This is a genomic window from Microbulbifer halophilus, assembly GCF_026183675.1.
Lineage (GTDB): Bacteria > Pseudomonadota > Gammaproteobacteria > Pseudomonadales > Cellvibrionaceae > Microbulbifer > Microbulbifer halophilus.
Map to the genome: position 1 here is coordinate 40,110 of NZ_JAPIVK010000019.1, position 26,261 is coordinate 66,370.

General features: G+C 61.5%; 17 protein-coding genes. 11 read left to right on the forward strand and 6 right to left on the reverse strand.

What is annotated here, in order from left to right:
* Window positions 1–11 precede the first annotated feature (11 nt).
* Both pabB and ppsR read right to left on the reverse strand, forming a co-directional pair.
* Window positions 12–1,343 (reverse strand): aminodeoxychorismate synthase component I, encoded by a 1,332-nt coding sequence (gene pabB, locus OQE62_RS11500; RefSeq protein WP_265722183.1) that lies wholly within the window; start codon window positions 1,341–1,343, stop codon window positions 12–14.
* A 101-nt stretch (window positions 1,344–1,444) separates the two neighbouring features.
* Window positions 1,445–2,272 carry a posphoenolpyruvate synthetase regulatory kinase/phosphorylase PpsR gene (gene ppsR / locus OQE62_RS11505; RefSeq protein WP_265722184.1) on the reverse strand — a complete coding sequence of 276 codons (828 nt, stop codon included), beginning with the start codon at window positions 2,270–2,272 and terminating at the stop codon, window positions 1,445–1,447.
* Between the two features lie 173 nt (window positions 2,273–2,445).
* Here ppsR and ppsA point away from each other — a divergent pair, with 173 nt between their 5' ends.
* The 7 genes from ppsA to OQE62_RS11540 all read left to right on the forward strand — a co-directional run bounded on the left by ppsA (window position 2,446) and on the right by OQE62_RS11540 (window position 12,505).
* Window positions 2,446–4,809 carry a phosphoenolpyruvate synthase gene (gene ppsA, locus OQE62_RS11510; RefSeq protein ID WP_265722185.1) on the forward strand — a complete coding sequence of 788 codons (2,364 nt, stop codon included), beginning with the start codon at window positions 2,446–2,448 and terminating at the stop codon, window positions 4,807–4,809.
* Window positions 4,810–5,200: 391 nt separating this feature from the next.
* Window positions 5,201–5,773: a L,D-transpeptidase family protein gene (locus tag OQE62_RS11515; protein ID WP_265722186.1), complete on the forward strand. Its 573-nt coding sequence runs from the start codon at window positions 5,201–5,203 to the stop codon at window positions 5,771–5,773.
* Window positions 5,774–5,916: 143 nt separating this feature from the next.
* The gene (rraA, locus tag OQE62_RS11520) at window positions 5,917–6,396 is read left to right on the forward strand and encodes a ribonuclease E activity regulator RraA (RefSeq protein ID WP_265722187.1); all 480 of its coding nucleotides are present in this window, start codon (window positions 5,917–5,919) and stop codon (window positions 6,394–6,396) included.
* Window positions 6,397–6,443: 47 nt separating this feature from the next.
* Window positions 6,444–7,286 (forward strand): EamA family transporter, encoded by an 843-nt coding sequence (locus tag OQE62_RS11525; protein WP_377535553.1) that lies wholly within the window; start codon window positions 6,444–6,446, stop codon window positions 7,284–7,286.
* A gap of 41 nt (window positions 7,287–7,327) precedes the next feature.
* Window positions 7,328–7,777 carry a hypothetical protein gene (locus tag OQE62_RS11530; protein ID WP_265722189.1) on the forward strand — a complete coding sequence of 150 codons (450 nt, stop codon included), beginning with the start codon at window positions 7,328–7,330 and terminating at the stop codon, window positions 7,775–7,777.
* A gap of 255 nt (window positions 7,778–8,032) precedes the next feature.
* Window positions 8,033–10,264, forward strand: coding sequence for an acyl-CoA dehydrogenase (locus OQE62_RS11535; RefSeq protein WP_265722190.1), 2,232 nt, complete (start codon window positions 8,033–8,035; stop codon window positions 10,262–10,264).
* A 33-nt stretch (window positions 10,265–10,297) separates the two neighbouring features.
* The gene (locus OQE62_RS11540; protein WP_265722191.1) at window positions 10,298–12,505 is read left to right on the forward strand and encodes an acetyl-CoA hydrolase/transferase C-terminal domain-containing protein; all 2,208 of its coding nucleotides are present in this window, start codon (window positions 10,298–10,300) and stop codon (window positions 12,503–12,505) included.
* A 540-nt stretch (window positions 12,506–13,045) separates the two neighbouring features.
* Here OQE62_RS11540 and pta read toward each other — a convergent pair.
* The 4 genes from pta to OQE62_RS11560 all read right to left on the reverse strand — a co-directional run bounded on the left by pta (window position 13,046) and on the right by OQE62_RS11560 (window position 20,891).
* Window positions 13,046–15,181 carry a phosphate acetyltransferase gene (pta, locus tag OQE62_RS11545; RefSeq protein ID WP_265722192.1) on the reverse strand — a complete coding sequence of 712 codons (2,136 nt, stop codon included), beginning with the start codon at window positions 15,179–15,181 and terminating at the stop codon, window positions 13,046–13,048.
* Window positions 15,181–16,392: an acetate kinase gene (locus OQE62_RS11550; RefSeq protein ID WP_265722193.1), complete on the reverse strand. Its 1,212-nt coding sequence runs from the start codon at window positions 16,390–16,392 to the stop codon at window positions 15,181–15,183. Before OQE62_RS11550 ends, pta begins: the two co-directional genes overlap by 1 nt.
* A gap of 165 nt (window positions 16,393–16,557) precedes the next feature.
* On the reverse strand, window positions 16,558–18,909 hold the full coding sequence (locus OQE62_RS11555; protein ID WP_265722194.1) for a glycoside hydrolase family 9 protein: 2,352 nt from the start codon (window positions 18,907–18,909) through the stop codon (window positions 16,558–16,560).
* 383 nt (window positions 18,910–19,292) lie between these two features.
* A complete protein-coding gene (locus OQE62_RS11560; protein ID WP_265722195.1) occupies window positions 19,293–20,891 on the reverse strand; it encodes an isocitrate lyase in 1,599 nt (532 codons plus the stop codon).
* A gap of 111 nt (window positions 20,892–21,002) precedes the next feature.
* Here OQE62_RS11560 and OQE62_RS11565 point away from each other — a divergent pair, with 111 nt between their 5' ends.
* From OQE62_RS11565 to OQE62_RS11580, 4 genes are all read left to right on the forward strand, one after another.
* The gene (locus OQE62_RS11565) at window positions 21,003–21,938 is read left to right on the forward strand and encodes a LysR family transcriptional regulator (protein ID WP_265722196.1); all 936 of its coding nucleotides are present in this window, start codon (window positions 21,003–21,005) and stop codon (window positions 21,936–21,938) included.
* A 139-nt stretch (window positions 21,939–22,077) separates the two neighbouring features.
* Window positions 22,078–24,267: a malate synthase G gene (locus OQE62_RS11570; protein WP_265722197.1), complete on the forward strand. Its 2,190-nt coding sequence runs from the start codon at window positions 22,078–22,080 to the stop codon at window positions 24,265–24,267.
* Between the two features lie 127 nt (window positions 24,268–24,394).
* Window positions 24,395–25,231: an arylamine N-acetyltransferase family protein gene (locus OQE62_RS11575; RefSeq protein WP_265722198.1), complete on the forward strand. Its 837-nt coding sequence runs from the start codon at window positions 24,395–24,397 to the stop codon at window positions 25,229–25,231.
* Window positions 25,232–25,331: 100 nt separating this feature from the next.
* On the forward strand, window positions 25,332–26,174 hold the full coding sequence (locus OQE62_RS11580; RefSeq protein ID WP_265722199.1) for an arylamine N-acetyltransferase family protein: 843 nt from the start codon (window positions 25,332–25,334) through the stop codon (window positions 26,172–26,174).
* The last annotated feature ends 87 nt before the right edge of the window (window positions 26,175–26,261 follow it).

Below are 26,261 nucleotides of genomic sequence, written 5' to 3' on the forward strand. Positions count from 1 at the left end.
CTTGGTTCGGCTCAGACGAGGAACTCTTCCACGGTCTCCATCAGCAAACGCACCTTGTTCAGGCACTCTTCGTGCTCCGCCGCCGGGTTGGAATCCGCCACTATGCCGCCGCCGGCGGCGCAGGTCATGCGGCCGCCGGCGGCGGTCAGGGTGCGGATGGCGATACTGGTGTCGGCGCGGCCGCAGCTGCTGATATAGCCGATGCTGCCGCAGTAGACGCCGCGCGGGCTGCGCTCCTGTTCGCGGATGATCTCCATCGCCCGTCGCTTGGGCGCGCCGGTGATGGAGCCGCCGGGGAAGCAGGCCGCCAGCAGGTCGGCAAAAGCGTATTCCCCCGGCAGTTCGCCGGTGACGGTGCTCACCAGGTGGTGCACATTGGCGAAGCTGGCCAGCTCGAAAAGCTGTGGCACCCGCACGCTGCCGCGGCGGCAGAGTTTGCCGAAATCGTTGCGCAGCAGGTCGACGATCATCAGGTTTTCGGCCCGGTCCTTGGCGCTCGCCCGCAGCGCCGCCGCGGCGCGGGCGTCCCGCTCCGGGTCGTCGGAGCGCGGTGCCGTGCCCTTGATCGGCTCGGTGCGCAGGCTGCCGCCGTCTGCGCCGATGAACCGCTCCGGCGAAAGGCTCAGCAGGTCTCCCTCCGGCAGGCGCATATAGGACGAGAAGGGACCCGCGGCGCGCTCGCGCAGGGCCAGGTAGGCGGTGAAGGTGTCCCCGTCGAAGGGCGCGGCAAAGCGCTGGGTGAAATTGGCCTGGTAGATATCGCCGGCGCGGATATAGTCGAGCACCTTCTCGATGGCCGCCCGGTAGTCGCCGTGGCTGAACTCGTGGGTAAAGTAATCTCCCAGGGAAAAATCGCCCCGTCGCGCTTCGGTCTGCCAGCGCACGGCGGTAAAGCGGGCCACCAGGTCGTTTTTCTGGGTCCGCGTGCAGGCCGGGTGGAAGACCAGGTGGCTGGCGCGCAACTGGTGATCGACAATCAGTGCCCAGCTGTACAGGCCGAAGAAGCCGGCCGGCAGGCCGGTAGGCCGGGTATCCGGCGCGAGGAAATTGCCCGCCGCACCCAGTTCGTAACCGGCGTAGCCGATGGCGCCGCCACAGAAGGGCAGTTGCGCATCGCTATCCTGTGGGCACAGCTCGCACATCAGGTCATCCAGTTGCGTGAAGGGATCGCTACTGCCCGCTTCCAGGCGCAGTGTCTCGATGGGGTCGGCACTGATGATATCGAAACGCCCGCCGGGCGCCAGCGGCTGGCCGCTGTCCAGCCAGACGGGGGCCGGCAGGTCGGCGATCGCCTGGAAAGCCACCGGTGTATTGATCGAATAGGGCAGGGAGACGATTTGCATATCAGAAGGCTGGATACCGGACCCGACAACAAAGGATGGCGAACCCTACACCGATCGGGAACACAAGAAAAGATATCCTTTCACGACTGACCAGATACCGCTCACTCTACCCGGCGCTCTATACCGGACTGGGACATCAACCGCGTCGCCAGCTCCTCCACGGACAGCTCCGTGGCATCGAGGGAGGGTATCTGTGCCCGCCGCAGCATCTGCTCCACCTGGCGCACCTCGAATTCGCACTGCTCCCTGGAAGCGTAGCGGCTGTTGGCGCGACGCTCCTGGCGAATGCTCATCAGGCGCTTCGGGTCGATTGTGAGGCCGAACAGCTTTTCGCGAAAGGGGCGGAGTATTTTCGGCAGGGCAGTGTTGTCCATATCCTCTTCGGTGATCGGGTAGTTGGCCGCGCGAAGACCAAACTGCAGCGCCAGGTAGAGGCAGGTGGGCGTCTTGCCGGAGCGGGAAACGCCCACGAGGATGACGTCGGCACGCTCGAACTCGCGCACGCGGCGGCCGTCATCGTTGTCCATCGCGTAGTGGACGGCCTCGATGCGCTCACTGTAGCGGCGGTTGTCGGCAATACCGTGGGAAACGTTGACGGTCTGCGCCGGGTCGGTACCGAACAGGTTCGCCAGCGGCGTCAGGTAACTCTCGAAGACATCCAGCATCAGCGCTGAACTCTGGTGCAGTTGCCGGCGAATCTCGTCGGAGACGATACTGGTGATGATGACCGGCTGCAGCCCGGATTCCTCTGCCGCCTTTTCGATACGCCGCAGGACCTGCTGGACCCTATCCGCGGAATCCACATAGGGCAGAGTCACCTGCTCCACATGCTCGCTGCGAAACTGTGCCAGCAGGCTGTGCCCGATCGCCTCCACCGTGAGGCCGGTGCCGTCGGAAATGAAGAATGCGGTGCGTTTGTCTCTGGCCATGATCTGTCCGTGCCTTGTTCGGGTGCTACATGCTAAGCGGTTTTGCCGGCGGGGTCTGCCCCTGTATCTTGTAGAAAATTTACAACATATTTGGCGATTTTCCCGGGCTATTTTTTACAAAACCCATCGTTATAATCCACCGCCACACACACCTGCGAGCTGAGGGCCTACTCTTGACGAACTTCACCATCGAATTCGCGCAACTGGGCATGGGGGATGTCGACAAGGTCGGCGGCAAGAACGCATCACTGGGCGAGATGATCTCGTCGCTGGCTGGTGCCGGCGTCAGTGTACCCGGTGGTTTCGCCACCACCGCCGAGGCCTTCCGCGCTTTCCTTGCCCACGAGCAACTGGAACAGCGCATCGCCGAACGCCTGCTGGAACTCGATATCGACGATGTGATCGCGCTTGCCGAGGCCGGCAAAGAAATCCGCGGCTGGATCATGGACACCCCTTTCCCGCCGCAGCTGGAACAGGAGATCCGCGATGGCTATGAGGCCCTGGGCGGCGGCGATATCGCCGTGGCGGTGCGCTCATCGGCCACTGCGGAAGACCTGCCGGATGCCTCCTTCGCTGGCCAGCAGGAGACCTTCCTGAATATTCGCGGTATCGACGCCGTGCTGCAGTCAGTGAAAGAGGTGTTTGCCTCCCTGTACAACGACCGCGCCATCGCCTACCGCGTGCACACGGGCTACGCCAACGCCGGTGTGGCACTGTCCGCGGGCATTCAGCACATGGTGCGCAGCGAGACCGGTGCCGCGGGGGTCATGTTCACCCTGGATACCGAGAGTGGCTTCCGCGACGCCATCTTCGTTACCGCCGCCTTCGGCCTCGGTGAAACCGTGGTGCAGGGGGCGGTCAACCCGGACGAATTCTATCTTTACAAACCGGCCCTGAATGCCGGTCGCCCGGCGATCCTGCGCCGCAACCGCGGCAGCAAGGCGATCAAGATGGTCTACGACGAGAGCGGTGACTGTGGCCGCTCGGTCAAGACGGTGCCGGTACCGGACGAGGACCGCCTGGGTTTTGCCCTGAACGACGAGGAGCTGGCCAACCTGGCCATCCAGGCCTGCAAGATCGAGGAACACTACGGCCGGCCGATGGATATCGAGTGGGCCAAAGACGGCGATACCGGCGAGCTGTTTATTGTCCAGGCGCGTCCGGAGACGGTGCGCTCCCGCGATGCCGGTACCAGTATCGAGCGCTTCCACCTGCACGAGCGTGGCGAGGTGCTCTGCGAGGGCCGTGCCATCGGCCAGCGCATCGGCGCCGGCAAGGTGCGCGTACTCGAATCCGTCGACGACATGGCGGCGATGCAGGACGGCGAGGTGCTGGTAACCGACATGACCGACCCGGACTGGGAGCCGGTGCTGAAGAAGGCCAGTGCCATCGTCACCAACCGCGGCGGCCGTACCTGCCACGCGGCCATCATCGCCCGCGAGCTGGGGATCCCGGCGGTGGTGGGCTGTGGCAATGCCACCGAGCTGCTGCACAGCGGCACCCCGGTGACCGTGTCCTGCTCCGAGGGGGATACCGGTTCCGTGATGGCCGGCGAGCTCAATTTCGAGCGCGAGGAAACGGAAGTCAGCGATATGCCGGAACTGCCGTTCAAGATCATGCTGAACGTCGGCAACCCGGACCGCGCCTTCGCCTTCAGTCATATCCCCAACCAGGGTGTCGGCCTGGCGCGGCTGGAATTTATTCTCAACCGGATGATCGGCATTCACCCCAAGGCGTTGCTGGAACTGGAGAAGCTGCCGGATGACCTGCAGCAGAATATCCGCGAGCGCATCGGCGGTTACGCATCGCCGGAAGACTTCATCGTCGAGAAACTGGTGGAGGGCATCTCCACCCTGGCCGCCGCTTTCGCGCCCAATCGCGTGATCGTGCGACTCTCGGATTTCAAATCGAACGAGTATGCGCACCTGGTGGGCGGCCATCTGTACGAACCCAGTGAAGAGAATCCGATGCTCGGTTTCCGCGGTGCGTCCCGGTATCGCTCCGCCGACTTTCGCGAGTGTTTCGCGCTGGAGTGTCGCGCACTGAAGAAAGTGCGCGACGAAATGGGCCTCGACAATGTCGAGATCATGGTGCCCTTCGTGCGCACTCCGGAGGAGGCCGAGGATGTGGTCGGGTTGCTGGCCGACAACGGGCTGGTGCGCGGCGAGGGTGGCCTGAAAGTGATCATGATGTGCGAGCTGCCGTCCAACGCGCTGCTGGCGGAGGAATTCCTGCAGCACTTCGACGGTTTCTCCATCGGCTCCAACGACCTGACCCAGCTGACCCTGGGCCTGGATCGGGATTCCGGCCTGGTGGCGGACCTCTTCGACGAGCGCAACCCGGCCGTCAAGGCCTTGCTGTCTCAAGCCATCCGGGCCTGCAAGAAAGCCGGCAAGTATGTGGGCATCTGCGGCCAGGGGCCGTCGGACCACAAGGACTTTGCCCGCTGGCTGATGGACGAAGGAATAGACAGTGTTTCACTGAACCCGGATACGGCAGTGGATACATGGCTGTTCCTCGCCAATGAAGAAGCCTGATTTACTCCTTTAAAGCGGCCCTCGAGGCCGCTTTTTCAATCCCGTTTCTCCCCGCTAAAAACCGGCGATTTCCTGGTCTGTTGTTTCGTCGGTAAACCGATTTTGGTCAATTTTTTCCTGCCATTTCCCTGGTCGTTCCGGCCGCATCACCCTATGTTCAATCCCCACTCCGATAACACCGCTGGCGTAGAGAATGATTCAATCTAACCAATCGCAGCGCCCTCAATAAAATCCGAATAGTCCTAAAGCAATGCTCGGTTGGAAAACAGTGTTGCATACATTACCCGAACGGAATCGGGCACGACTTGTGATTCGAAGGAGACGAGATTAAGGACGCACAGAGCCGAACTGTGTAGTCGGCAATATCGAGACCAAGTGAGTGAGGTGCACCATGTATGCAAACAGACGAAACTGGAATCCGATACTCTATGCCAGTCTGATACTGTTCCTCTGCACATTCCTGGCAGTACCGTCGAGCTGGGCGCATTCCCGCGGTGTCAACTGGTTTGATGATCGCGCCGCGGCGAGCTCTTCGGGGCCGGCCAAGATAAAAATTTCGCTGAACGAACAGCGCGCCTATTTTTACAAGGGCAACAAGATTGTCGGTATTTCCAAAGTTTCGTCCGGCAAGAAGGGATTCAGCACCAGCCCCGGCCATTTTCGCGTGTTGTCGAAGCATCCCCGTCATCGCTCGTCGATTTACGGCAGCTTTGTAGACCGGCGTACCGGCCGTGTGGTGAAAGCCAATGTCAACACGCGCAAGCACCGCCGTCCGCCGGGAACCTACTATCGCGGGGCCAAGATGCACAACTATATCCGTTTCAACGGCGGTATCGGCCTGCACGCATCCGGCCATGTGCCCGATTATCCCGCATCCCACGGCTGTGTGCGCATGCCGCCGCATATGGCACAGAAGTTTTTCCGCCATGTGCGCGTGGGTACCCCGGTGCGTGTTACCTGGTAGGAATCTGCCGGCAAGGGACTGCCCCTGACCCTGCCGCAGCATATCCATCGAGATAATACCCGGTATTTCCCCCATGTGCTGCAAATGCCCCCGCCAACCACTATCATCGCCCACAGCAATTCATCAATCGCTTTGGGGGAACCATGTCGATTTCCACTCCGGATCTCTGCGACGAGTACACCGATCTTGTGCAGGTTGTCGAGCCGATGTTCGTGAACTACGGCGGACGCGAAGCGTTTGGCGGACAGATCGTGACGATCAAATGCTTTGAGGACAACTCCCTTGTCCGCGAGCTGGTGGCAGAGCGGGGCAGTGGCAAGGTGCTGGTGGTGGATGCCGGCGCTTCCATGCGGCGGGCCTGCCTGGGAGACCAGTTGGCTGAGAAAGCCTGTGCCAACGGCTGGGAAGGCATCCTGATGTACGGCTGCATTCGCGATGTGGACCAGATTTATGAGCTACAGTTAGGAGTACAGGCCCTGGGCAGCCACCCGATGAAAACCGACAAGAAAGGAATCGGCGAACGCGAAATCGCCGTCACCTTTGGCGGAGTCACATTCAGGCCTGGCGAATACCTCTACGCAGACAACAACGGCGCGATCGTCTCGCCCCGGCCCCTGATCTGACTTCGGCGGGCCGCGAAGCGGCGCCGGAACAGGTTAATGAGTTCAAGTTGGTAGTATCGGAATCACTCGTATACGGGCTGGTCCTGCTTTCGGCCCTCGCCCACGCTACATGGAATGCGGTGGTCAAGCATAGTGCAGAGGGCTTCCTGCAGCTGGCCATGATTCGCAGCGTCGGCCTTCTGCTGGGCACACTGCTGGCCGTTCAATTGCCATTGCCGGATCCTGCGGCGCTGGGCTACCTGGCGGGCGGCGCGCTTTTCCAGTATCTCTACTTTTTCCTGTTGTCCCGCAGCTACCGTGCGCTCGACTACGGCACGGCCTATCCCATTGCGCGCGGTGTTACCCCACTGCTGGTGGCCACTGCCGCGCTGCTCTTCCTCGACGAATCCCTGCGCCCACTACAGCTGACCGGAGTGTTGCTGGTGACCTGCGGAATATTTGCGTTGGTCATGAAGGAGTTGCGGGTGTCCCACAGCGGTATCCTGTTGTCCCTCGGCACCGGTGTCGCAATTACCGGTTATACTACCCTGGGGGCCGCTGGTGTACGTGCCGTCGGCAATCCGCTGAGCTTTGTCGCCTGGCTCGAGATTCTGTCCGGCCTGGGGATCCTGCTGGCGGTGCTGCTTACCCAGCCGGTGCGCGGTTTCACCTTTGCCCGCACCAACCTGTTGCGCAGCTCGGCCTCCGGGATACTCGCGAGCAGTGGTTTCGGGGTGGCACTCTGGGCTACATCGGTGATGCCGGTAGCGGCGGTGGCGGCGACGCGCGAAACCAGTATTCTGTTTGCCTCGGTTATCTCCGTGTACGTCCTCAACGAGCGCTTTTCCGTACGCAGGGTAATTGCCGCGTTGATCATTTTTGCCGGTGTCGGGGCACTGGCACTGGCCTGAGGCGGTGGAAACTCACGATCAACTATCGGGAAGTCAGCAACATGTTCAAGCTAAACCGGACCTTTCTCGCAGCTCTGTGCATCGGCCTGTCGGGGATTGCGGCCGCGCAAGCTCAATCGACTGAAGAAATGAACGCAACCCTGGATGATCTGTTCGGTGATCATGCGCCGTATCATGCATTCTTTGAAAAACTGAAGAAGGCTGTTGCTGAAAACGACAAGAAGGCCGTCGCTGCCATGGTTGACTATCCCTTTAAGGCCCGGATTGATGACAGGGCGGTTACCATCAGGGATGCGGCCCATTTCGTGGAGGACTACGACAAGGTCTTCACGTCCAAGGTCAGGAAAGCCGTTTCCAGTCAGACCTACCCGAACCTGTTTGCCAACTGGCAGGGCGTGATGATTGGCGATGGAGAAATCTGGTTCGGTGGCATCTGCAGCGACGAGACATGCAAGCAGCAGACAGTCAGGATCACCGCCGTCAACGACTAACCCGGATATGTCGCCAGGGGCAGCGATGATCGCGCCGAGATCTGTGTGTTCAGCGCATTTTGGCGGCCTCATTGGTATATGTCCTCGACGAGTGTTTCCCATACGCGGGATGATTGTGGCGCTGATTACCTTTGCCGGTATCGGGGCGCTGGCACTCGACTGAAATCCTCGCCTATGATTGGATGCTGATAGCCGTTTCGAGCCGCTGGCGTGTAGTACTACGCGCCGCGACACTATCCTGTTTGGAAGGTAAGAATGAGCGACCTGCGCAAGAAGTGGATCACCCGCCCGCTGTTGAATCTGATCAGAAAGGTACTGCCGCCAATTTCCGATACCGAGCGCGAGGCCATGGAGGCCGGTGAAGTCTGGTGGGATGCCCAGTTGCTGTCCGGCAAGCCGGACTGGGAGCAGCTGCTCAGTATGGGGCCGCCCAAGCTGACGGACGAGGAACAGGCTTTCCTGGATGGTCCGGTGGAGGAACTCTGCCGTATGGTGGACGACTGGAAGATCAGTTTCGAGACCCACGATCTGCCGGAGGAAGTCTGGGACTTCATCAAGAAAGAGCGCTTCTTCGGCATCATCATCCCGAAAGAATACGGCGGCCTGGGTTTCTCTCCCACGGCACACGCGGAGATCGTCACCAAGATCTCCACCCGCAGCACCACTGTCGGCGTAACCGTGATGGTGCCCAACTCCCTGGGCCCGGGTGAACTGCTGATGGCCCACGGTACCGAAGAGCAGAAGGACTACTACCTGCCGCGCCTGGCGGATGGTAGCGAGATCCCCTGTTTCGGCCTCACCAGCCCCGAGGCCGGCTCCGACGCCGCTTCCATGGTGGACAGGGGCGTGGTCTGCTACGGCGAATACAAGGGTGAGAAAACCCTCGGTATGCGCGTCAACTGGCACAAGCGATATATCACCCTGGGGCCGGTGGCCACCATCCTCGGCCTCGCCTTCAAGCTTTACGATCCGGACCGTATTCTCGGCGACGAAGAGGAGCTCGGCATCACCGTCGCCCTGGTGCCCACCGATACAGAGGGTGTCACCATCGGCCAGCGGCACCTGGCGGCGCTGCAGGCATTCATGAACGGCCCCAACTGGGGCAAGGACGTGTTCGTGCCCATGGAGTGGGTCATCGGTGGCCGGGAGAATGTCGGCCGGGGTTGGCATATGCTGATGAGCGCGCTGGCGGCGGGTCGCGGTATTTCACTGCCGTCGCTGTCCACCGGCGGCGCCAAGATGGCAGCGCGCACCACCGGGGCCTACGCCCGCATTCGCGAGCAGTTCAGTATTCCCATCGGAAAATTCGAGGGCGTGCAGCGGCGCCTGGCGGAAATCGCCGGTATCGCCTATGTCCTCGACAGCGCCCACAAGGCCACCACCCGCGCCCTGGACGAGGGGCTCAAACCGGCGGTGATATCCGCCATCATGAAGGCCCACGCCACCAATGGCCTGCGCCAGGCGGTCAATGATGCCATGGACATTCACGCCGGCAAGGCGGTAATCGACGGGCCGCTCAACTACCTGGGCAATGTCTACCGCGCGGTACCGGTGGCCATTACCGTCGAGGGCGCCAATATCCTGACTCGCAGCTTGATGATCTTTGGCCAGGGCGCCATTCGCTGCCACCCCTATCTGCTCGACGAGATGATGGCGGCGGAAAACGATGATGAAGAAGCCGGGGTGGATACGCTGGACAAGCTGCTGCCGAAACATATCTGGTTTCAGATCAAGACGTTCCTGCGCGGCGTCTTTCACGGCTGGACCGTGGGGCTCTTTGCCAGCAGTCCGCGCGGCGTGGGCAAGGCGGCCAAATACTACCGCCAGCTCAACCGTTACTCAGCCATCCTCACCCTCACCACCGAGGTAGCGCTGTTGACACTGGGGGGGGAACTGAAACGCAAGGAGATGATCTCCGCGCGCCTGGGCGACGTGCTCAGCGAGCTCTACCTGCTCAGTTGTACCCTGAAACGATTCAAGGACGACGGCAGCCCGAAGGAGGACCGACCTCTGCTTGAGTTCGCCATGCGTGCCGGCCTGCACAATATCGAAGTCAGCCTGCTGGAGGTGTTCCAGAACTTCCCCATCCGTTTCGTCGGCCAACTGCTGCATTTCTTCACCATGCCCTGGGGACACAGTATCCACACCGCCTCCGACCGCCAGTCGAGAGCCTGCGCCGACCTGCTGATGACACCGTCGGACACCCGCGACCGCCTGACCAGGGGCGTTTTCCTCGGCAACCCGGGCGACGGCGTCGACCTGGTGGAGCAGGCCTTCAGCAAGGTCTGCGATACCGAGGAGGCGCGGGACAAGATGAAGCGCGGTGGCATCCGTATGTTCAGCCGCAAGACCGTGGACGAGGCGCTGGAGAAAAAACTGATCAGCGAAGAGGAAGCCGACAGGCTGGGCGAGGCGGCCGACGCAGTGGATATGGCGATCCAGGTGGACCACTTCGAGTTCGATGAGCTGGCCGGGAACAGAAAGTAACCTGTTTCAGCGCAAGTCGGGGAATATCAGCAGATGGCACAGACGCCGGAGCGAGATCCGCAGCGCTTTTCCTGCGCCGAAGCCTGTGTGGACGCCGTGCTGGAAAAAGTCGGCAAGCGCATCGTGCTCGGGTTGCCACTGGGAATCGGCAAGGCCAACCACTTCGCCAATGCACTCTATGCCCGCGCCGCCGCCGATCCGTCCATCTCCCTCACCATCTTTACCGCATTGACCCTGGAGCGACCACTGGGCCGCAGCGAGATAGAGCGACGTTTTATCCAGCCGCTGCTGGACCGCCTCTACAATGAATACCAGGATCTCGGATACACACCGGCGCGGCGCAAGAAAATGCTGCCGGACAATATCGAGGTTTGTGAATTCTTCCTGCAGCCCGGCAGCTTTCTTGGCAATCCCGCGGTGCAACAGGACTATGTCTGCTCCAACTACACCCATGTGGCGCGGGACCTGATCGATCGCGGTGTCAATGTAATCGCACAGATGGTCTCGCCGGACGCCGATGGCAGGCAGTTCAGCCTCAGTAGCAACACCGACCTGACACTGCCGGTGCTGCGCATGACCCGGGAAATGGAAAACTATCCGCTGGTCGTCATCGGCGAAAGCAATCCACAGCTGCCGTTTCTCGGCAACGACGCCCTGGTGGATGCCGGCATATTCGATTTCCTGCTCGAGGGGGAGACCTTCGATGTACCGCTGTTTCCGGCGCCTTCGCCCCCCATCAATTTCACCGACTACAGCATCGCTTTCCACATCGCCAGCCTGATCGCCGATGGCGGCACATTGCAGGTGGGGATCGGCGCACTCGGCGATGCCATCTGCCATGTACTGCGCCTGCGCCAGGCGAACAACGATGAATTCCGCCATATGGTGCGGGACCTGACCGGCGACGACTCGCTGCAACTGCGCCAGAAGCTGCCGCCGATGCTGGATAAATTCGGCCACGGCCTGTACGGCGCCAGCGAGATGGTGCCGCCGGGCTTCCTGCATCTGCGTTGCGCCGGCATACTGGTGCGGGAAGTCTATCCGGATACGGCCATCCAGCGGCTGCTCAACGACGATGTCATCTCCACCACTGTCAACGAGGATACGCTGCTCGCACTGCGGGACTGCGGCCGCATCCGCTGTCCGCTGACAGAGAGCGACACCGCCTTCCTTCAGAAAATGGGCATCGTGGACCCCAGCTACAGTTGGCGCGGGCACCGGTTGCTGACGCCCGACGGCGAAGAGGAGGAGTGCGACCTGCACAGCGAACACGGACGCCGGCGCCTGCTGGGCCGCTGCCGGAACCAACCGCTGAAAGGCGCCACCTGGCTTCACGGAGGCTTCTACCTGGGCCCCGCCTCCATGTACGAGGAGTTGCGACAAATGCCGGAGAGTGAGCGCGCCGGCATCAATATGACCGCCATCGATTTTATCAACGACCTGCAGGAGGACCGCGCGCTGAAAATTGCCCAGCGCCGCAAGGCGCGCTTCGTCAATTCGGCGATGATGGTGACCCTGAATGGCGCGGCGATTTCCGACGGCCTGAAAGACGGCCAGGTGGTGAGTGGGGTAGGGGGCCAGTACAACTTCGTTGCCCAGGCCCACGAGTTGCCGGGCGGCCGCTCGATCATCGCCGTGCCCGCTACCCGCCGCAGCAACGGCGAAACCCGGAGCAATATCGTCTGGGAATACCCCCACTGCACCATTCCCCGGCACCTGCGGGATATCGTCGTCACCGAGTACGGCGTGGCCGACCTGCGCGGCAAGACCGATCGCGATGTGATCACCGCCATGCTCTGTATCTGCGATTCGCGCTTCCAGGATGAATTGCTGGAGAAAGCCAAAAATGCGGGCAAGGTGGAAAAGGATTACGCCATTCCGCTGGAGTTCACCGAGAACACCCCGCAGCGGATTGCGGCCGCTTTCAACGAAGAGAAGCGCCTGCAGTTACTGCCGCACTTTCCGTTGGGTACCGATTTTACCGACGAGGAAGCACTGCTGGCGATCGCCCTGAAAGAGCTCAAACGACAGAGTAAAAAATGGTGGAAGATGATACCGCTGGTGCTGGAAGGTCGGCGCACCTGGAAAGACCACTCCGATGAGAATGCCTGGATACATCGATGCCTGGATCGGATGGCGTTCGAGGGAACCGACACCTACGAGCACCGGCTGGAAGGCTATGCGGTGGCCGGGGCGCTGAAGAAGTTTGTCGACTTGAAGCGGCCGCTGCGTTGGGATTAGGCACTGAGGCGGCCCTGCTGCCGGGTATTCATTTACGAGACACGCCGTAAATACGTCCCTGTAGGCTTGTCTGCGAGGTCCCTCTCGCAGACAGTCTCGTAAATGAATACCCGGCATCAGGGCCTTTGCATCAGTTTTTGGGTTCCGTTCGTCAGCTAGTGTACTGTCTCATACTAAATGCGGATATCAGAGCCCCCCAAATTGTTCACAGCAAGGCGCCGCTCGCAGGGAATGGTGGTTCCATTTGCAAGAGCGGCAACGCCGCTGTGGGCGATTTGGGGGGCTCCCTCCGGGCGGGCCGCTAAGCAGCCATCTGCGGTGTTGCATTCGCTTGACGTAGAACCACTACGCCTGCGCGAATGCGCCTTGCAGCTGGCCGCTTAGCGGCCCNCCGGGCGGGCCGCTAAGCAGCCATCTGCGGTGTTGCATTCGCTTGACGTAGAACCACTACGCCTGCGCGAATGCGCCTTGCAGCTGGCCGCTTAGCGGCCCGCTGATATCTGCATTTAGTATGAGACAGTACACTAGGCTACCGGTGAGTTACGACTGCCCCGCCTGAATCGCCGTCAACGCAATCGTATAGACGATATCGTCCACCAGTGCCCCGCGCGACAGATCGTTGACCGGCTTGCGCATGCCCTGCAGCATGGGGCCGATACTCACCAGCTCGGCGCTGCGCTGCACCGCCTTGTAGGTGGTGTTGCCGGTGTTCAGGTCCGGGAAGATGAAAACGGTCGCGCGGCCGGCTACGGGGCTGTCCGGGGCCTTGGTTTCCGCCACGTTTTCCATCACCGCCGCGTCGTACTGCAGCGGCCCGTCGATTGCCAGGTCCGGGCGTTTTTCCCTGGCGAGTTTCGTCGCCTCGCGCACTTTTTCCACGTCGGTGCCGGAACCGGAACTGCCGGTGGAGTAGCTGATCATCGCCACGCGCGGCTCTATGCCGAAGGCCTCGGCGGAATCCGCCGACTGTATGGCGATATCTGCCAGCTCCTCGGCGTTCGGGTCGGGGTTGATGGCACAGTCGCCGTAGACCAGTACCTGTTCCGGCAGCAGCATAAAGAATATCGATGAGACCAGTTTGGCGCCGGGCGCTGTCTTGATCAGTTGCAGGGCGGGGCGGATGGTATTGGCGGTGGTGTGTACCGCGCCGGAAACCAGGCCGTCCACTTCGCCCTGGGCCAGCATCATGGTGCCCAGTACCACGTTGTCCTGCAGCTGTTCCCGTGCCACCACTTCCGTCAGGCCCTTGCCCCTGCGCAGGGCCACCATCGGCTCCACATATTTTTCCCGGACACTGTCCGGCTCCACGATCTCCACCTTGTCGCCGAGCCGCACGCCCTGCTGTTCGGCCACGCGGTGGATATTCCCGGCGCTGCCGAGCAGCACCGGCCGGGCGATGCCGCGCTCGGCGCAGATGAGCGCGGCGCGGACGGTGCGCGGCTCGTCGCCCTCGGGCAATACGATGCGCTTGTTGGCCTTGCGCGCCTGTTCCGCCAGATGGTAGCGAAAGGCCGGCGGCGACAGCCGCTTGGGGCGGGACGACTCCATGCTCAGGGATTGCACCCACTGGTGGTCCAGGTGGCCGGCGATAAAATCCTGCACCCGGTCGATCCGCTCCAGATCGTCGGTGGGTGTGCGCGTATTGAAATGCTGCAATTGCAGGGCCGTCTGCCAGGTATTGTTATCGATCAGCAGTACCGGCAGTCCGGTTTCCAGGGCCGGCGTGCAGAGTCTGCGCACCATCGGTTCCAGGTGGTAACCGCCGGTCAGCAGCAGGCAGCCTATCTTTACGCCGTTCATCGCCGCCAGGCAGGCGGCGACGATGACATCCGGCCGGTCGCCGGAAGTCACCAGCATGGCACCGGGCACGAAGCGATAGATCATGTTGCCGAGCGAACGGGAGCAGAAGGTGATGCTGTGCAGGCGCCGGTGCTCGAGGTCGCCGCGGTTGATGATTTCCGCATCGAAATGCCGGGCCAGGTCCACTGCGCGGGGTGCCAGCAGTTCCGCATTCCAGGGCACACAACCGACGATGCGCAGCGGGCTTTTGCCGTAGAGCGAGAGAATATCCAGTTCGCTGCGGTGCCCGCCGACCTGCTCGAAAACGCCGGTAATATCCGCTCCCGGTGCCTCCGGCATCTGGGTGGGGGCGCCCACTTTGTTGATGATACAGCCGACGACGTGATTGGAGTCCCGACCGCCGAAAATAGCAGTTGCGAACTCCAGCCGCTCCTTGAGTTGCTGGGTGGAATCCCGGTGCGGGCTGATCGCGAAGACGATTTCCGCATCCAGGGTCTTGGCGATCTGGTAGTTGAGCTGGTTGGCGAACTGGCTGTCCGCATCCGGCAAAATCCCTTCCACGATCATCACATCCGCATTTGCTGTGCCCTCTCGGTAGTGTGCGAGAATTTCCTCCAGTAGCTCCGCCAGCTTGCCGGTGGAGATCATGGATTCCGCGTGCTGGGCGCTCAGGGACTCGAGAATCTCCAGGCTGGACGCCCTGCGCAGGATTTCCGTGGAGCGCTCGGTACCGCCGTCGGTTGCCGGCGCTTCGGTCACCGGCTTGAAAAAATTGACCCCGACACCATTGCGCTCCAATGCGCGAATGATCCCCAGGCTGATGGAGGTGATACCCACTCGGGAACTGAGTGGTACCAGCATGATGGTCCGAGACATCAGGGCGCCCTCCCGGCGACGATTTCCGCTGCATCCCGCGCTATCACCCACTCTTCGTTGGTCGGGATCACCAGGGCTATCGGGCTGTCTGCCAGTGTGATGGCACCTTCCGCCCCGAAGCGCATACGCGCATTCAGTTCGGTATCCGCGCGATAGCCGAGGGCCCCCAGCCGCTGCAATACCCGTTCGCGTATCCAGCTGGAGTTTTCACCGATACCGCCGGTAAAAACCACTGCACTTACCCGACGCAGCGGCACTGTGTAGGCGGCGACATATTTCGCCAGGCGGTAGCAGAATAGTTCCAGTGCGAGCTGTGCGCCGCGGTGGCCCTCCGCGGCCGCCCGCTCCAGTTCGCGACAGTCGTTGCTGAGTTCGGAAATACCCAGGAGGCCGCTCTCGCGGTTCAGCAACTGGTTGATCCGCTCCAGGGAATAGCCCAGGGATTCCCCCAGGTGCATCAACAGCCCGGGGTCCACATCGCCGCCGCGCGTGCCCATCACCAGTCCCTCCAGCGGCGTCAGGCCCATACTGGTATCGATGCTGGCGCCGCCCTTGATCGCGCTCATCGAGGCGCCGTTGCCCAGGTGCGCGGAAATGATATTGGTCTCTTCCAGTGGCGTTCCCAGTAGTTCTGCGGCGCGCTCACTGACAAAGCGATGGCTGCTGCCGTGCATGCCGTAGCGGCGCAGTCGATGTTCGCGGTAGAGGGAGTAGGGCAGTGCGTAGAGGTAGGCGTGCTCCGGCAGCGTCTGGTGAAAGGCAGTATCGAATACCGCCACCTGCGGCAATTGCGGAAAGGCTTCCAGTGCCGCGCGGATGCCCAGCAGGCCGGGCGGGTTGTGTAGCGGCGCCAGCGACGCGCACTCCTTGATGGCGTCGATGACCTTTCGATCGATCAGTACCGAGTGGGAGAAGTGTTCGCCACCGTGCACCACCCGATGACCGATTGCGATCAGGCGGTTCTCCAGCTCGGGGAGCTCCTCCTGCAACAGCGCAACCAGAAAGCTGAACACCGCGCTGTGACCGGCGCCGGGTTCCAGTTGCCGCGCGTGTCTGCGACCCCGGTATTTCCACTCGAGGGATGGTTTCGGTCCGTCGAGAGCATCGCCGATGCCACTCAGCGACTCGTGTCCGGATTCCGGGTCCAGTGCGGCAAATTTCAGCGAAGAGCTGCCTGAATTGAGTACCAGAACAAGGTTGTCACTGCTCATGGGCCCCGCCAACTGTACAGACGTATGTCTTAAGACTAGACGTTGCTGGCGTCTCTATCTTTGCGGAAGGGCGCGGTGGCCGCGACTCCGATGGATGGGCTGGAAGGCGCCGCAGGAGCCTGCCCCGGGCTCGATCCGGGGCAGGCTCCTGCGGTGTAAGGTGCGCTACTCGCCGTCGGCCTGTACAAACTTGGACAGCAGGCGGATATAGGCTACCTGGTAGCCGTTGTGGTTTTCCGTTACTGCCCAGGAGTTGAGCGGCCAGCTCGTATTGAAGTCCAGGAAGGACTTCTGTGCCGGCTGGCCATAGGGGGGCTCGGGCGGCGCTGTGCCGCAGAGGGCGTTGTTCTCCGGGCTGCCGCAACTGCCCGGGCAGCAGGCGTCCCAGTCGTAGGACGGGTTGGGACCGCCCGCCAGGAAGCCCGGCGCGGGGCCGTAGGAAGAATCGCCGACGGAGTCCCACTGTGGGCTGCCGTCGGCAAACCAGGTGTGGTAGAAGCTGTCCACCGAATTCTCCGCGCCGAATTCACCCATATTGGACAGGTACACCTTGCCCTGCGGATTGACGCCGTGCAGGTAGTTCAGGTGGCGCAGTGCGGCACTGCGCGCTTCGGCGGTGCCCGGTGCGCCGGCATCGAACTGCGACTGGTCCAGGTACAGGTTGGCCTGGTGGGCGTGGCTGCGGTTACTGCCCCAGGTGTATTCCGGAATGCTGGCCCGGTAGGCGTCGATACTGCCGTTCACCGCCGGCCAGTTGGCATCGGCGTCCATGGCCGCGTCGTAGGTGCTGCGAATCGCCGAGGCCACCTCGCCGGATACGCCGTCGAGACTGCTGAAATACAGCAGGGCATGCTGGATTTCCGCCTCCCAGATGGAGGCCCAGCTCCAGAGTATCAGGTGGGCATCCTGGTAGTTGTTCTCCACATAGTCCCGGTAGCCGGCCTCGCCAGTGGCCCGGTAGAGTTGGATGGCGGCGATCAGGCTCTTGGCGAAGCGGCCGTATTCATCCACTTCCTGTTCGCCGGCGGCGACGTCGTTGTCGGCGTTGTGGAAGGTCACTTCGGGGTTCGCCTGGGCCCACTGCCAGGCGCTCTCGGCCCTGTCCTGCAGGTCGGCAGCGTAGCTCTCCAGTCCGGACACTTGGCCGAAAATATGGCTGCCCAGGGCGAATGCGGCCGCGCTGCTGTAGCTGGCGGCAGTGGTCGCCGGACCGTAACTGCTGGGGCCGCTGGCGGCAGACGGCGGGCTGGCGTGGGACAGATCCATCACCGAAAGCACGGAGCCGTCGTCTTCCTGCATGCGCACCAGCCAATCCATGCCCCATTTCACTTCGTCGAGCAGGTCCGGGATACCGTTGCCGGATTCGGGAATATTGAAATCGTCTGTCCACACCGCGGGGTTTTCCCGGTAGCTGTGCAGCAGGGCGATCAGGTAGTCCGCATGCCAGTTGGTGTACTTGTTGTAGTCGCCGGCATCGAACCAGCCGCCGCGCAGGTCGCGCTCGGTGGAAGCGTCGCCGGTGGCGCTGTAAAGGCGCGCCTCGGAATCCTGGCCAGAGCCCAGGTGGCTGGCGCCATCGGCCCAGCGGGCATCGGCGTAGGGCTCCTGCTTGGCAAAGCCGGCGCGCTGGTAGTAGAAGGCGCGCACGGCCTGCTCCAGTACCGGTCGGTAGATATCGTTGTCGATACGGAAGGCGGGGGAGCGGAGTTCACTCTGTTCGTCTGCCAGGATGTAGTTGCCAGGGGCGGTAACACTGGAGAAATCCAGGTGCCATACGCGGTCGCCGGAATTTTCCCCGGTAGCGCCGTCGTTCCAGGCGGTGGGTTGCAGGGTCTCGACCACCTCGCCACTGTCCAGATCCACAACCCGGATATTGGCGGCGGGGACGTACTCTTCCGCACTGTCGTAGCCCTGCTGTGGATCGCGCAGCACGGCGACTTTCTCGCTCTCCGGCAGGTAGCCGAACTGGTCCACGGTAATGAAACGGCTGGTCTCGTACCCCGGGTAGTCCCCGCCGCCGGAACTGCTGGACGATGAAGAGGAGCTGGAAGACGAGGAGGAGCTGCTGCTCGAGGATGCGCTTGAACTGCTGCTGGAAGAGCTCGAGCTACTCGAGGAAGAAGAGCTGCTTGATGAACTGCTCGATGACGAGCTGCCGCCATCATCGTCTCCGCCAAGGGTCACCGGCACTGCGGAGAGCTCGCCCGGCGTTGTCAGAAAGCCGATATTCACCTGATCGTCGACGCCGACGGTGGCGTTGTAGGAGGTCGGCCCCACCACATAGCGGCTGCCCGTGTGGGAGACGATCTCGCCGTTCCAGAACTGGGTGATTTCGGCATCCAGCTCGAATTCCACCGTCCAGTTGGAAAGCGGCGCCGGATCGTCGTTGAGCACGACAATTTCCGCCTGGGCACCCTGTCCCCAGTCGTTGGTGATATTCATGGTGGCCTGGGCGGCGAATACCGATGGCGCCGAAAGCCACATGCTGAACAATAGGCACTTGTGCGATAACCGCATGATTGGGATCTCCCTTTTCTCTCTGTTGCTGGTTATTCAGTGCGAGAGGACCTTCGTTATTGTTGTTTTGTAGGAAATATATGATTTTTTGCGGGAGTAGGGATACCGCGGAAAAGCGGAGAAGGGTGAAAATTCGAATGGTGTCACGAAATACCAATGCGGCAGTGCAACTATTGACCTGTTGGTGGAATACCTTGTGGGCTATTCGGTATTCAGGTGTTGCGGCCGGGGCGGGGTGCCATCGGCAGGCACTTCCAAATGAGAAGTTTAAATTCGATAAAAGTCGGGAAAGGGTGGGGGGCCAAAAAAGGGGCCGCAAATGCGGCCCGGAATGAGTGAAGGATATTGCTGAGGCTGTAGAAAGGTGACGGGGCGAAACCCGATCAGCCGAACTGGTTCATGGTGTTGTTTTTACCGCCCGCCTTCAGCGCAGCTTCGCCGGCAAAATACTCTTTGTGATCGTCGCCCATATCGGAACCGGCCATATTCTGGTGTTTGACACAGGCGATCTGCTCGCGGATTTCCTTGCGCTGCACGCCTTCCACATAGCCCAGCATACCTTTGTCACCGAAGTACTCCCTGGCCAGGTTGTCCGTAGACAGGGCAGCGGTGTGGTAGGTCGGCAGTGTGATCAGGTGGTGGAAGATGCCGGCCTCGCGGGAGGCGTCCTCCTGGAAGGTGCGGATCTTCGCGTCTGCCGCCGCGGACAGTTCGGTGTCGTCGTACTCGGCGCTCATCAGCTTGTCGCGGTCGTAGGCAGAAACGTCCTTGCCTTCCTCTTTCCAGGCGTCGAACACCTGCTGGCGGAAGTTCAGGGTCCAGTTGAACGACGGGCTGTTGTTGTAAACCAGCTTGGCATCGGGCACCTGTTTGCGAATCTCGTCCATCATGGCGCCGATCTGGCGTACATGGGGTTTTTCCGTCTCGATCCAGATCAGGTCGGCGCCGCTCTGCAGCGAGGTCACGCTGTCCAGAATACAGCGGGCTTCGCCGGTACCCTTGCGGAACTGGAACAGGTTGGAAGCCAGGCGTTTCGGGCGCAGCAGCTTGCCGTCGCGCTTGATGACCACATCGCCGTTCGCCAGGTCGGCGTCGGCCACTTCTTCGCAATCCAGGAAGGCATTGTACTGGTCTCCCAGGTCGCCGGGCTCGTGGGTCACGGCGATCTGCTTGGTCAGGCCGGCGCCCAGGGAGTCGGTGCGGGCGACGATCACGCCGTTGTCGACACCCAGCTCGAGGAAGGCGTAGCGCACTGCGCGGATCTTGGAGAGGAACTCCTCGTGGGGAACAGTCACTTTGCCGTCCTGATGGCCGCACTGTTTCTCGTCGGAAACCTGGTTCTCGATCTGGATACAGCAGGCGCCGGCCTCGATCATTTTCTTGGCCAGCAGGTAGGTGGCCTCGGCGTTGCCGAAACCGGCGTCGATGTCGGCAATGATCGGTACCACGTGGGTCACGTGATTGTCGATCTGGTCCTGCACCGCCTTTTCCGCGGCCTCGTCTCCGGCTTCCCGCGCCGCATCCAGCTCGCGGAAGAGGCCGCCCAGCTCCCGGGCGTCCGCCTGGCGCAGGAAGGTGTAAAGCTCCTCGATCAGGTTGGCGACCGAGGTCTTCTCGTGCATCGACTGGTCGGGCAGGGGGCCGAACTCGCTGCGCAGGGCGGCCACCATCCAGCCGGACAGGTACAGGTAGCGGCGGTCTGTGTTGCCCTCGAAGTGCTTCTTGATGGAAATCATCTTCTGCTGGCCGATGAAACCGTGCCAGCAGCCGAGTGACTGGGTGTACTTGGAGCTGTCCCTGTCGTAGTTCTCCATGTCTTTGCGCATGATATCGGCGGTGTACCGGGCGATATCCAGGCCGGTCTTGAACCGGTTCTGGGCGCGCATGCGGGCCACGTATTCCGGGTTGATGGCATTCCAGGAGCTGCCGTGGGCGTCGCGGAGCTTGCTCGCCGCTTCGATGTCTTTCGCATAGGTGGACATGGCTTTGAATCCTCGAAAAGGTGACTGAGTTTTGGTGTTGAGAATCCTAGTGGCTCTGGCATAATTTGCCTAATTTATTACCCTGATTTTCACTATCAGCAGAGAAAATATATGAATCTCGAGAGAGCCGACCTCAACCTGCTCGTGTACCTGGATGTGCTGCTGCGCGAGCGCAATGTGACCCGTGCCGCCAACTATCTGGGACTGTCCCAGCCGGCGATGAGCAACGGTCTCAAGCGCCTGCGGGAGCTGTTCGAAGACCCGCTGCTGGTGCGCACCCGCGAGGGCATGATGCCCACCGAGCGCGCCCTGGAGCTGCAGCCGATGGTGCGCGAGGCGCTGGCCTCCATCGACCGGGTAATCCAGCCCAACCGGGATTTCGAACCCGCCGGGGCGCGCCGCACTTTCCGAATTATGGCGAGTGACTACGCCGAATCCACGCTGATTCCGCCCCTTCTGATCCAGTTGCGGGACCGGGCGCCGGGGATCAGTCTCGATATCATGACGCCGAGCGACGTGAGCTTCGTGGATGTGGAGCAGGGCAAGGTGGACATGGTCATCAACCGCTTCGACAGCATGCCGCAGAGCTTCCACCAGGCCACGGTGTGGCGGGACAGTTTCTCCTGCGTGATGCGCGCCGATAACCCGGTACTGGAGGACTACAATCTGCAGAGCTACCTGCAGGCGCAGCATATCTGGGTCAGCAAGACCGGTATGGGCGTCGGCGTGGGGGTCAACCCGGAAGACGTGCAGCGGCTCGGCTGGGTGGACGAAGCCATCGGCCGCCAGGGAGAAAAGCGCGATATCGCCGTCTTCACCCGCCACTACCAGGTGGCCATGCTGCTGGCGGAGCAGAGCGACCTGATCGTCACCGTGCCCACGCGCCTGGCGCAACTGGCCGCCGACAACCCCCGCGTGGTGCGCCGCGACCCGCCGCTGGAGATACCGCCGCTGGAGCTGAAAATGGCCTGGAGCCCGCTGCTGCAACAGAGTGCGCCACACCGGTGGCTGCGGCGGCTGATCCTGGATATCGGGCGGGCGCTGTAGCGGTAACCGCAACCCGGCGAACCTACGCCCGGCGATAAAATCTTTCCTGTGAATAGCGAGAATTTCACCTATAAATTTGGGTTATAGCCTTTTGGCTGTTTAGAATGCCCGACTCCAACCATCAGCGAGAGGCCCGGATATGACGGAACGAATCCAAGTCGGCGATCTGCAAATCGCATCGGAATTGCACCAACTGGTCACGGAAGAGGTGATTCCCGGTACCGGCGTCAGCGCCGATGTGTTCTGGGCCGAGTTTGAAAAGATTCTCGACGACCTGGCGCCGGTGAACCGCTCGCTGCTGGAAAAGCGCGACCGGATCCAGGAGCAGATCGACCGCTGGCACATCGACAACCCGGGTGCCCACCGGGATCTGGATGGCTACAGAAAATTCCTGCGGGAGATCGGCTACCTGGTAGACGAGCCGGCGGACTTTACCGCCACCACGGAAGATGTCGATGCGGAAATCGCCACCATGGCGGGCCCACAGCTGGTGGTACCGGTGATGAACGCCCGCTATGCCCTGAACGCCGCCAACGCGCGCTGGGGCAGCCTCTACGACGCGCTCTACGGTACCGACGTCATCTCCGAGGACGAGGGTGCGGAAAAGGGCAGCAGCTACAACCCGGTGCGCGGTGCCAGGGTGATCCAGTACGCCCGCGAAGTGCTCGACCAGTCGGCGCCGCTGACCGAAGGCAGCCACAAAGAGGTTACCGAATACCGCATCAATGGTTCGCTGCTGGAAGCCGTGCGCGACAACGGCAAGGTCGCCAGGCTTCAAGACAGCACGCAGTTTGCCGGCTACCGGGGCAACGGCGGCGAGCCGGAAGCCATTCTGCTCAGGCAGCACGGCCTGCATTTCGAGATACAGATCGACCGTGAGCATCCCATCGGCAAGACCGACGCCGCCGGCGTGAAAGATGTGCTGGTGGAATCCGCGCTGACAACCATCATGGATTGCGAAGACTCGGTCGCGGCCGTGGATGCCGAAGACAAGGTGGTCGTCTACCGCAACTGGCTGGGCCTGATGAAGGGCGACCTGACCGAGTCCATAGACAAGGGCGGCAAGACCATCGAGCGCAAACTGAACCCGGACCGCGAATACACCTCGCCCAACGGCAACCCGCTCACGTTGCCGGGCCGCAGCCTGATGTTTGTGCGCAACGTCGGCCACCTGATGACCAACGACGCGATTCTCGACAAGGATGGCAACGAAGTACCCGAGGGCATTCTCGACGGCATGATTACCGGCCTGATCGCGCTGCACGACCTGCGCGGCACGGGCCCCTTGAAAAACTCCCGTAGCGGCAGCGTCTATATCGTAAAACCGAAAATGCACGGCCCCGAGGAAGTGGCCTTTGCCAATACCCTGTTCAACCGCATCGAGGATGCGCTGGGGATGGAACGCAATACACTCAAGATGGGCATCATGGACGAGGAGCGCCGCACCACGGTCAACCTCAAGGCCTGTATCGCCGCGGCGAAAGAGCGGGTGGCATTTATCAATACCGGCTTTCTCGATCGCACCGGCGACGAGATCCACACCTCCATGCTGGCCGGGCCCATGATCCGCAAGGGCGACATGAAACAGTCCAGATGGATTCAGGCCTACGAGGACTGGAATGTGGACACCGGTCTCGCAACCGGGCTCAAGGGCAGGGCGCAGATCGGCAAGGGCATGTGGGCCATGCCGGACCTGATGGCCGGCATGATGCAGGCCAAGCTGGCGCACCCGATGGCCGGCGCCAACACCGCCTGGGTGCCGTCGCCCACCGCCGCCACCCTGCACGCACTGCACTACCACAAAGTGGATGTGGCCAAGCGCCAGGACGAGCTGGTAAAGCGCGCGCATGCGAAACTCGACGATATCCTCACGGTGCCGGTGGCGGAGGAAGCCGACTGGAGCGCGGAGGAAATCCAGCGCGAACTGGACAACAATGCCCAGGGTATTCTCGGCTATGTGGTGCGCTGGATCGACCAGGGCGTGGGCTGCTCCAAGGTTCCGGATATCAACGACGTGGGTCTGATGGAAGACCGCGCCACACTGCGCATCTCCTCCCAGCATATCGCCAACTGGCTGAAGCAGGGCGTGGTGACCCGGGCTCAGGTGCAGGAAACCATGCAGCGCATGGCGGCGGTGGTGGATCGCCAGAATGCCGGCGACCCCGACTACCGCGATATGGCGCCGGATTTCGACAATAGCGTGGCCTATCGGGCCGCCTGTGAGCTGGTGTTCGAAGGCTGTGCGCAGCCAAACGGCTACACCGAACCGGTCCTGCACCGGCGCCGGCGCCAGTTCAAGGAAAAAGAATGCAAGGCGAAGCACGGTTGATCCGAAACAGATATCCAGAAGGCCCTGCGGGGCCTTTTTTGTTGGCCGGGGAAAATTTCCCTTGACCTTAAGTTTGCTTTAGGTTGCAAACTTCGTGAGTCCTTTACAGAACGAGGGAAAGTGACTCATGGGAGAAATGATCAACCTGGATGCATATCTGCAACGCATCGATTTTTCCGGTAGCCCCGCGGCAGACCTGGATAGCATCAAAAAGCTGGTGGCGCGACATACGCGAGCCATTTCGTTCGAAAACCTGAACCCGTTTTTCGGCTGGCCGGTGGAAATCGACCTGCCGGCCGTGGAGCGAAAGCTGGTGCACAGCCGGCGCGGCGGTTACTGCTATGAGCAGAACACACTCATGCAGGCGCTACTCGAGTCGTTGGATGTCCCGGTGACCCCACTCGCAGCGCGGGTACTCTGGCAAGCGCCGGAAGACTCCACACCGGCCCAGTCCCATATGATGCTGCGCGCGGAGATTGGCGGCAAGCCATATCTGGTGGATGTCGGATTTGGCGTGCAGACACCTACCGCCCCCCTGCGCCTGGATACCGAAGCGCCGCAGGACACACCCCACGGATGCTACCGGGTTCTTCAGGCCGACGGGGAGTTCCTGGTGCAGGTGGCGCTCCCGGGTAGCTGGGCGCCGATCTACCGCTTCGACCTGCAGCGACAGGCCCCCGACGATTACAAGATGTTCAATTGGTATTGTTCCACCCACCCGGACTCACACTTCACCCGCGACCTGATCGCCACCCGCCCGGTGGAGAGTGGCCGGTATACGTTGCATAACAACAAGCTCACCTTTTACCCCCTCGATGGCCCGAAACGGGAGTCCAGTGTGGCGGGGCCGGAGGAGCTGCGGCGACAACTGCGGGATGTTTTTGATATCGAACTACCGGATTCCGATGTGGTGACGTGGTCTTTCTCGGCGCTGTTTGCAGGAACTGACGGGCCTGTGCCGTGACATGCCCCTGTTAGTCAACCGCCTTGGCGGATGGCAGCGTGGTATTTACGAGCGAGCTTAAAGCTGATTGCACCCTTCAAGCCGAAAAGGAGGCTCAACCATGAAAACGGCTATCGACCTTGACGCCTATCTGCGGCGAATCGGATTCGCCGGCAAGCCGGCTGCGGACCTCGAAACACTGGAGAAGGTTGTCGGCCTGCACAGTCGCGCCATTCCCTTTGAAAACCTCAATCCGTTCCTCGGCCTGCCGGTGGAGATAGACCTGCCTTCGGTAGAGCGGAAGCTGGTTGAAGAGGAGCGGGGTGGCTACTGTTTTGAACAGAATACGCTGTTGCAGGGCGCGCTGACACAATTGGATATCCCGCACGTAGCGCTGGCGGCACGTATTCTCTGGCAGCAGCCGGAGCACGCTTATCCCGCCCAGTCCCACATGCTTTTGCGTGCGGACATCAAAGGAATTCCCTACCTCGTGGATGTGGGAGTTGGCGGGCAGACACCGACAGTACCGCTGCGCATGGATATGGAAATGCCTCAGCATACATCCTATGGGAGTTATCGGATCGAGCGCCGGTCGGACGATTTCCTGCTGCAGATGAAAGCCCGGGACAAATGGTGGCCGATATACAGTTTCGACCTGCGGCAACCAGCCACAGAGGATTACGAGATCTTCAACTGGTACTGGGCGGCTCACCCGAAGTCACCCTTCATCAACGAACTGACGGTCGCACGGGTAACTGGCAGTGGACGCCTTTCGTTGCTCAATAATCGGCTCACTTTCTACCCGAAGACGGGGACCAAAAGTGAAAAAACACTGCGCGACCTGCCCGAACTGCGCCGCACTCTGACGGAAGCTTTCGGCATTCGGCTGCCGGACAGCCCGAACCTTGGGCAGCGCCTGCAGGAAGTATTGCAGCCGCTACCGCCAGCGAGCAAACCTGTTTGAGGAGGGTGGGAGTGAAGCGAGAGATTCTGCCGTGGTCTTCCACTCGGTGACGGGGACCACCCGGGCGCTGGTACTGCGACTTTCCGC

Bases quoted from the DNA above. Each gene is read 5' to 3' on its own strand.
- pabB (WP_265722183.1), bottom strand. From the start codon at position 1,343: ATGCAAATCGTCTCCCTGCCCTATTCGATCAATACACCGGTGGCTTTC.
- ppsR (WP_265722184.1), bottom strand. From the start codon at position 2,272: ATGGCCAGAGACAAACGCACCGCATTCTTCATTTCCGACGGCACCGGC.
- OQE62_RS11515 (WP_265722186.1), top strand. From the start codon at position 5,201: ATGTATGCAAACAGACGAAACTGGAATCCGATACTCTATGCCAGTCTG.
- rraA (WP_265722187.1), top strand. From the start codon at position 5,917: ATGTCGATTTCCACTCCGGATCTCTGCGACGAGTACACCGATCTTGTG.
- OQE62_RS11530 (WP_265722189.1), top strand. From the start codon at position 7,328: ATGTTCAAGCTAAACCGGACCTTTCTCGCAGCTCTGTGCATCGGCCTG.
- OQE62_RS11535 (WP_265722190.1), top strand. From the start codon at position 8,033: ATGAGCGACCTGCGCAAGAAGTGGATCACCCGCCCGCTGTTGAATCTG.
- OQE62_RS11540 (WP_265722191.1), top strand. From the start codon at position 10,298: ATGGCACAGACGCCGGAGCGAGATCCGCAGCGCTTTTCCTGCGCCGAA.
- pta (WP_265722192.1), bottom strand. From the start codon at position 15,181: ATGTCTCGGACCATCATGCTGGTACCACTCAGTTCCCGAGTGGGTATC.
- OQE62_RS11550 (WP_265722193.1), bottom strand. From the start codon at position 16,392: ATGAGCAGTGACAACCTTGTTCTGGTACTCAATTCAGGCAGCTCTTCG.
- OQE62_RS11555 (WP_265722194.1), bottom strand. From the start codon at position 18,909: ATGCGGTTATCGCACAAGTGCCTATTGTTCAGCATGTGGCTTTCGGCG.
- OQE62_RS11560 (WP_265722195.1), bottom strand. From the start codon at position 20,891: ATGTCCACCTATGCGAAAGACATCGAAGCGGCGAGCAAGCTCCGCGAC.
- OQE62_RS11565 (WP_265722196.1), top strand. From the start codon at position 21,003: ATGAATCTCGAGAGAGCCGACCTCAACCTGCTCGTGTACCTGGATGTG.
- OQE62_RS11570 (WP_265722197.1), top strand. From the start codon at position 22,078: ATGACGGAACGAATCCAAGTCGGCGATCTGCAAATCGCATCGGAATTG.
- OQE62_RS11575 (WP_265722198.1), top strand. From the start codon at position 24,395: ATGGGAGAAATGATCAACCTGGATGCATATCTGCAACGCATCGATTTT.
- OQE62_RS11580 (WP_265722199.1), top strand. From the start codon at position 25,332: ATGAAAACGGCTATCGACCTTGACGCCTATCTGCGGCGAATCGGATTC.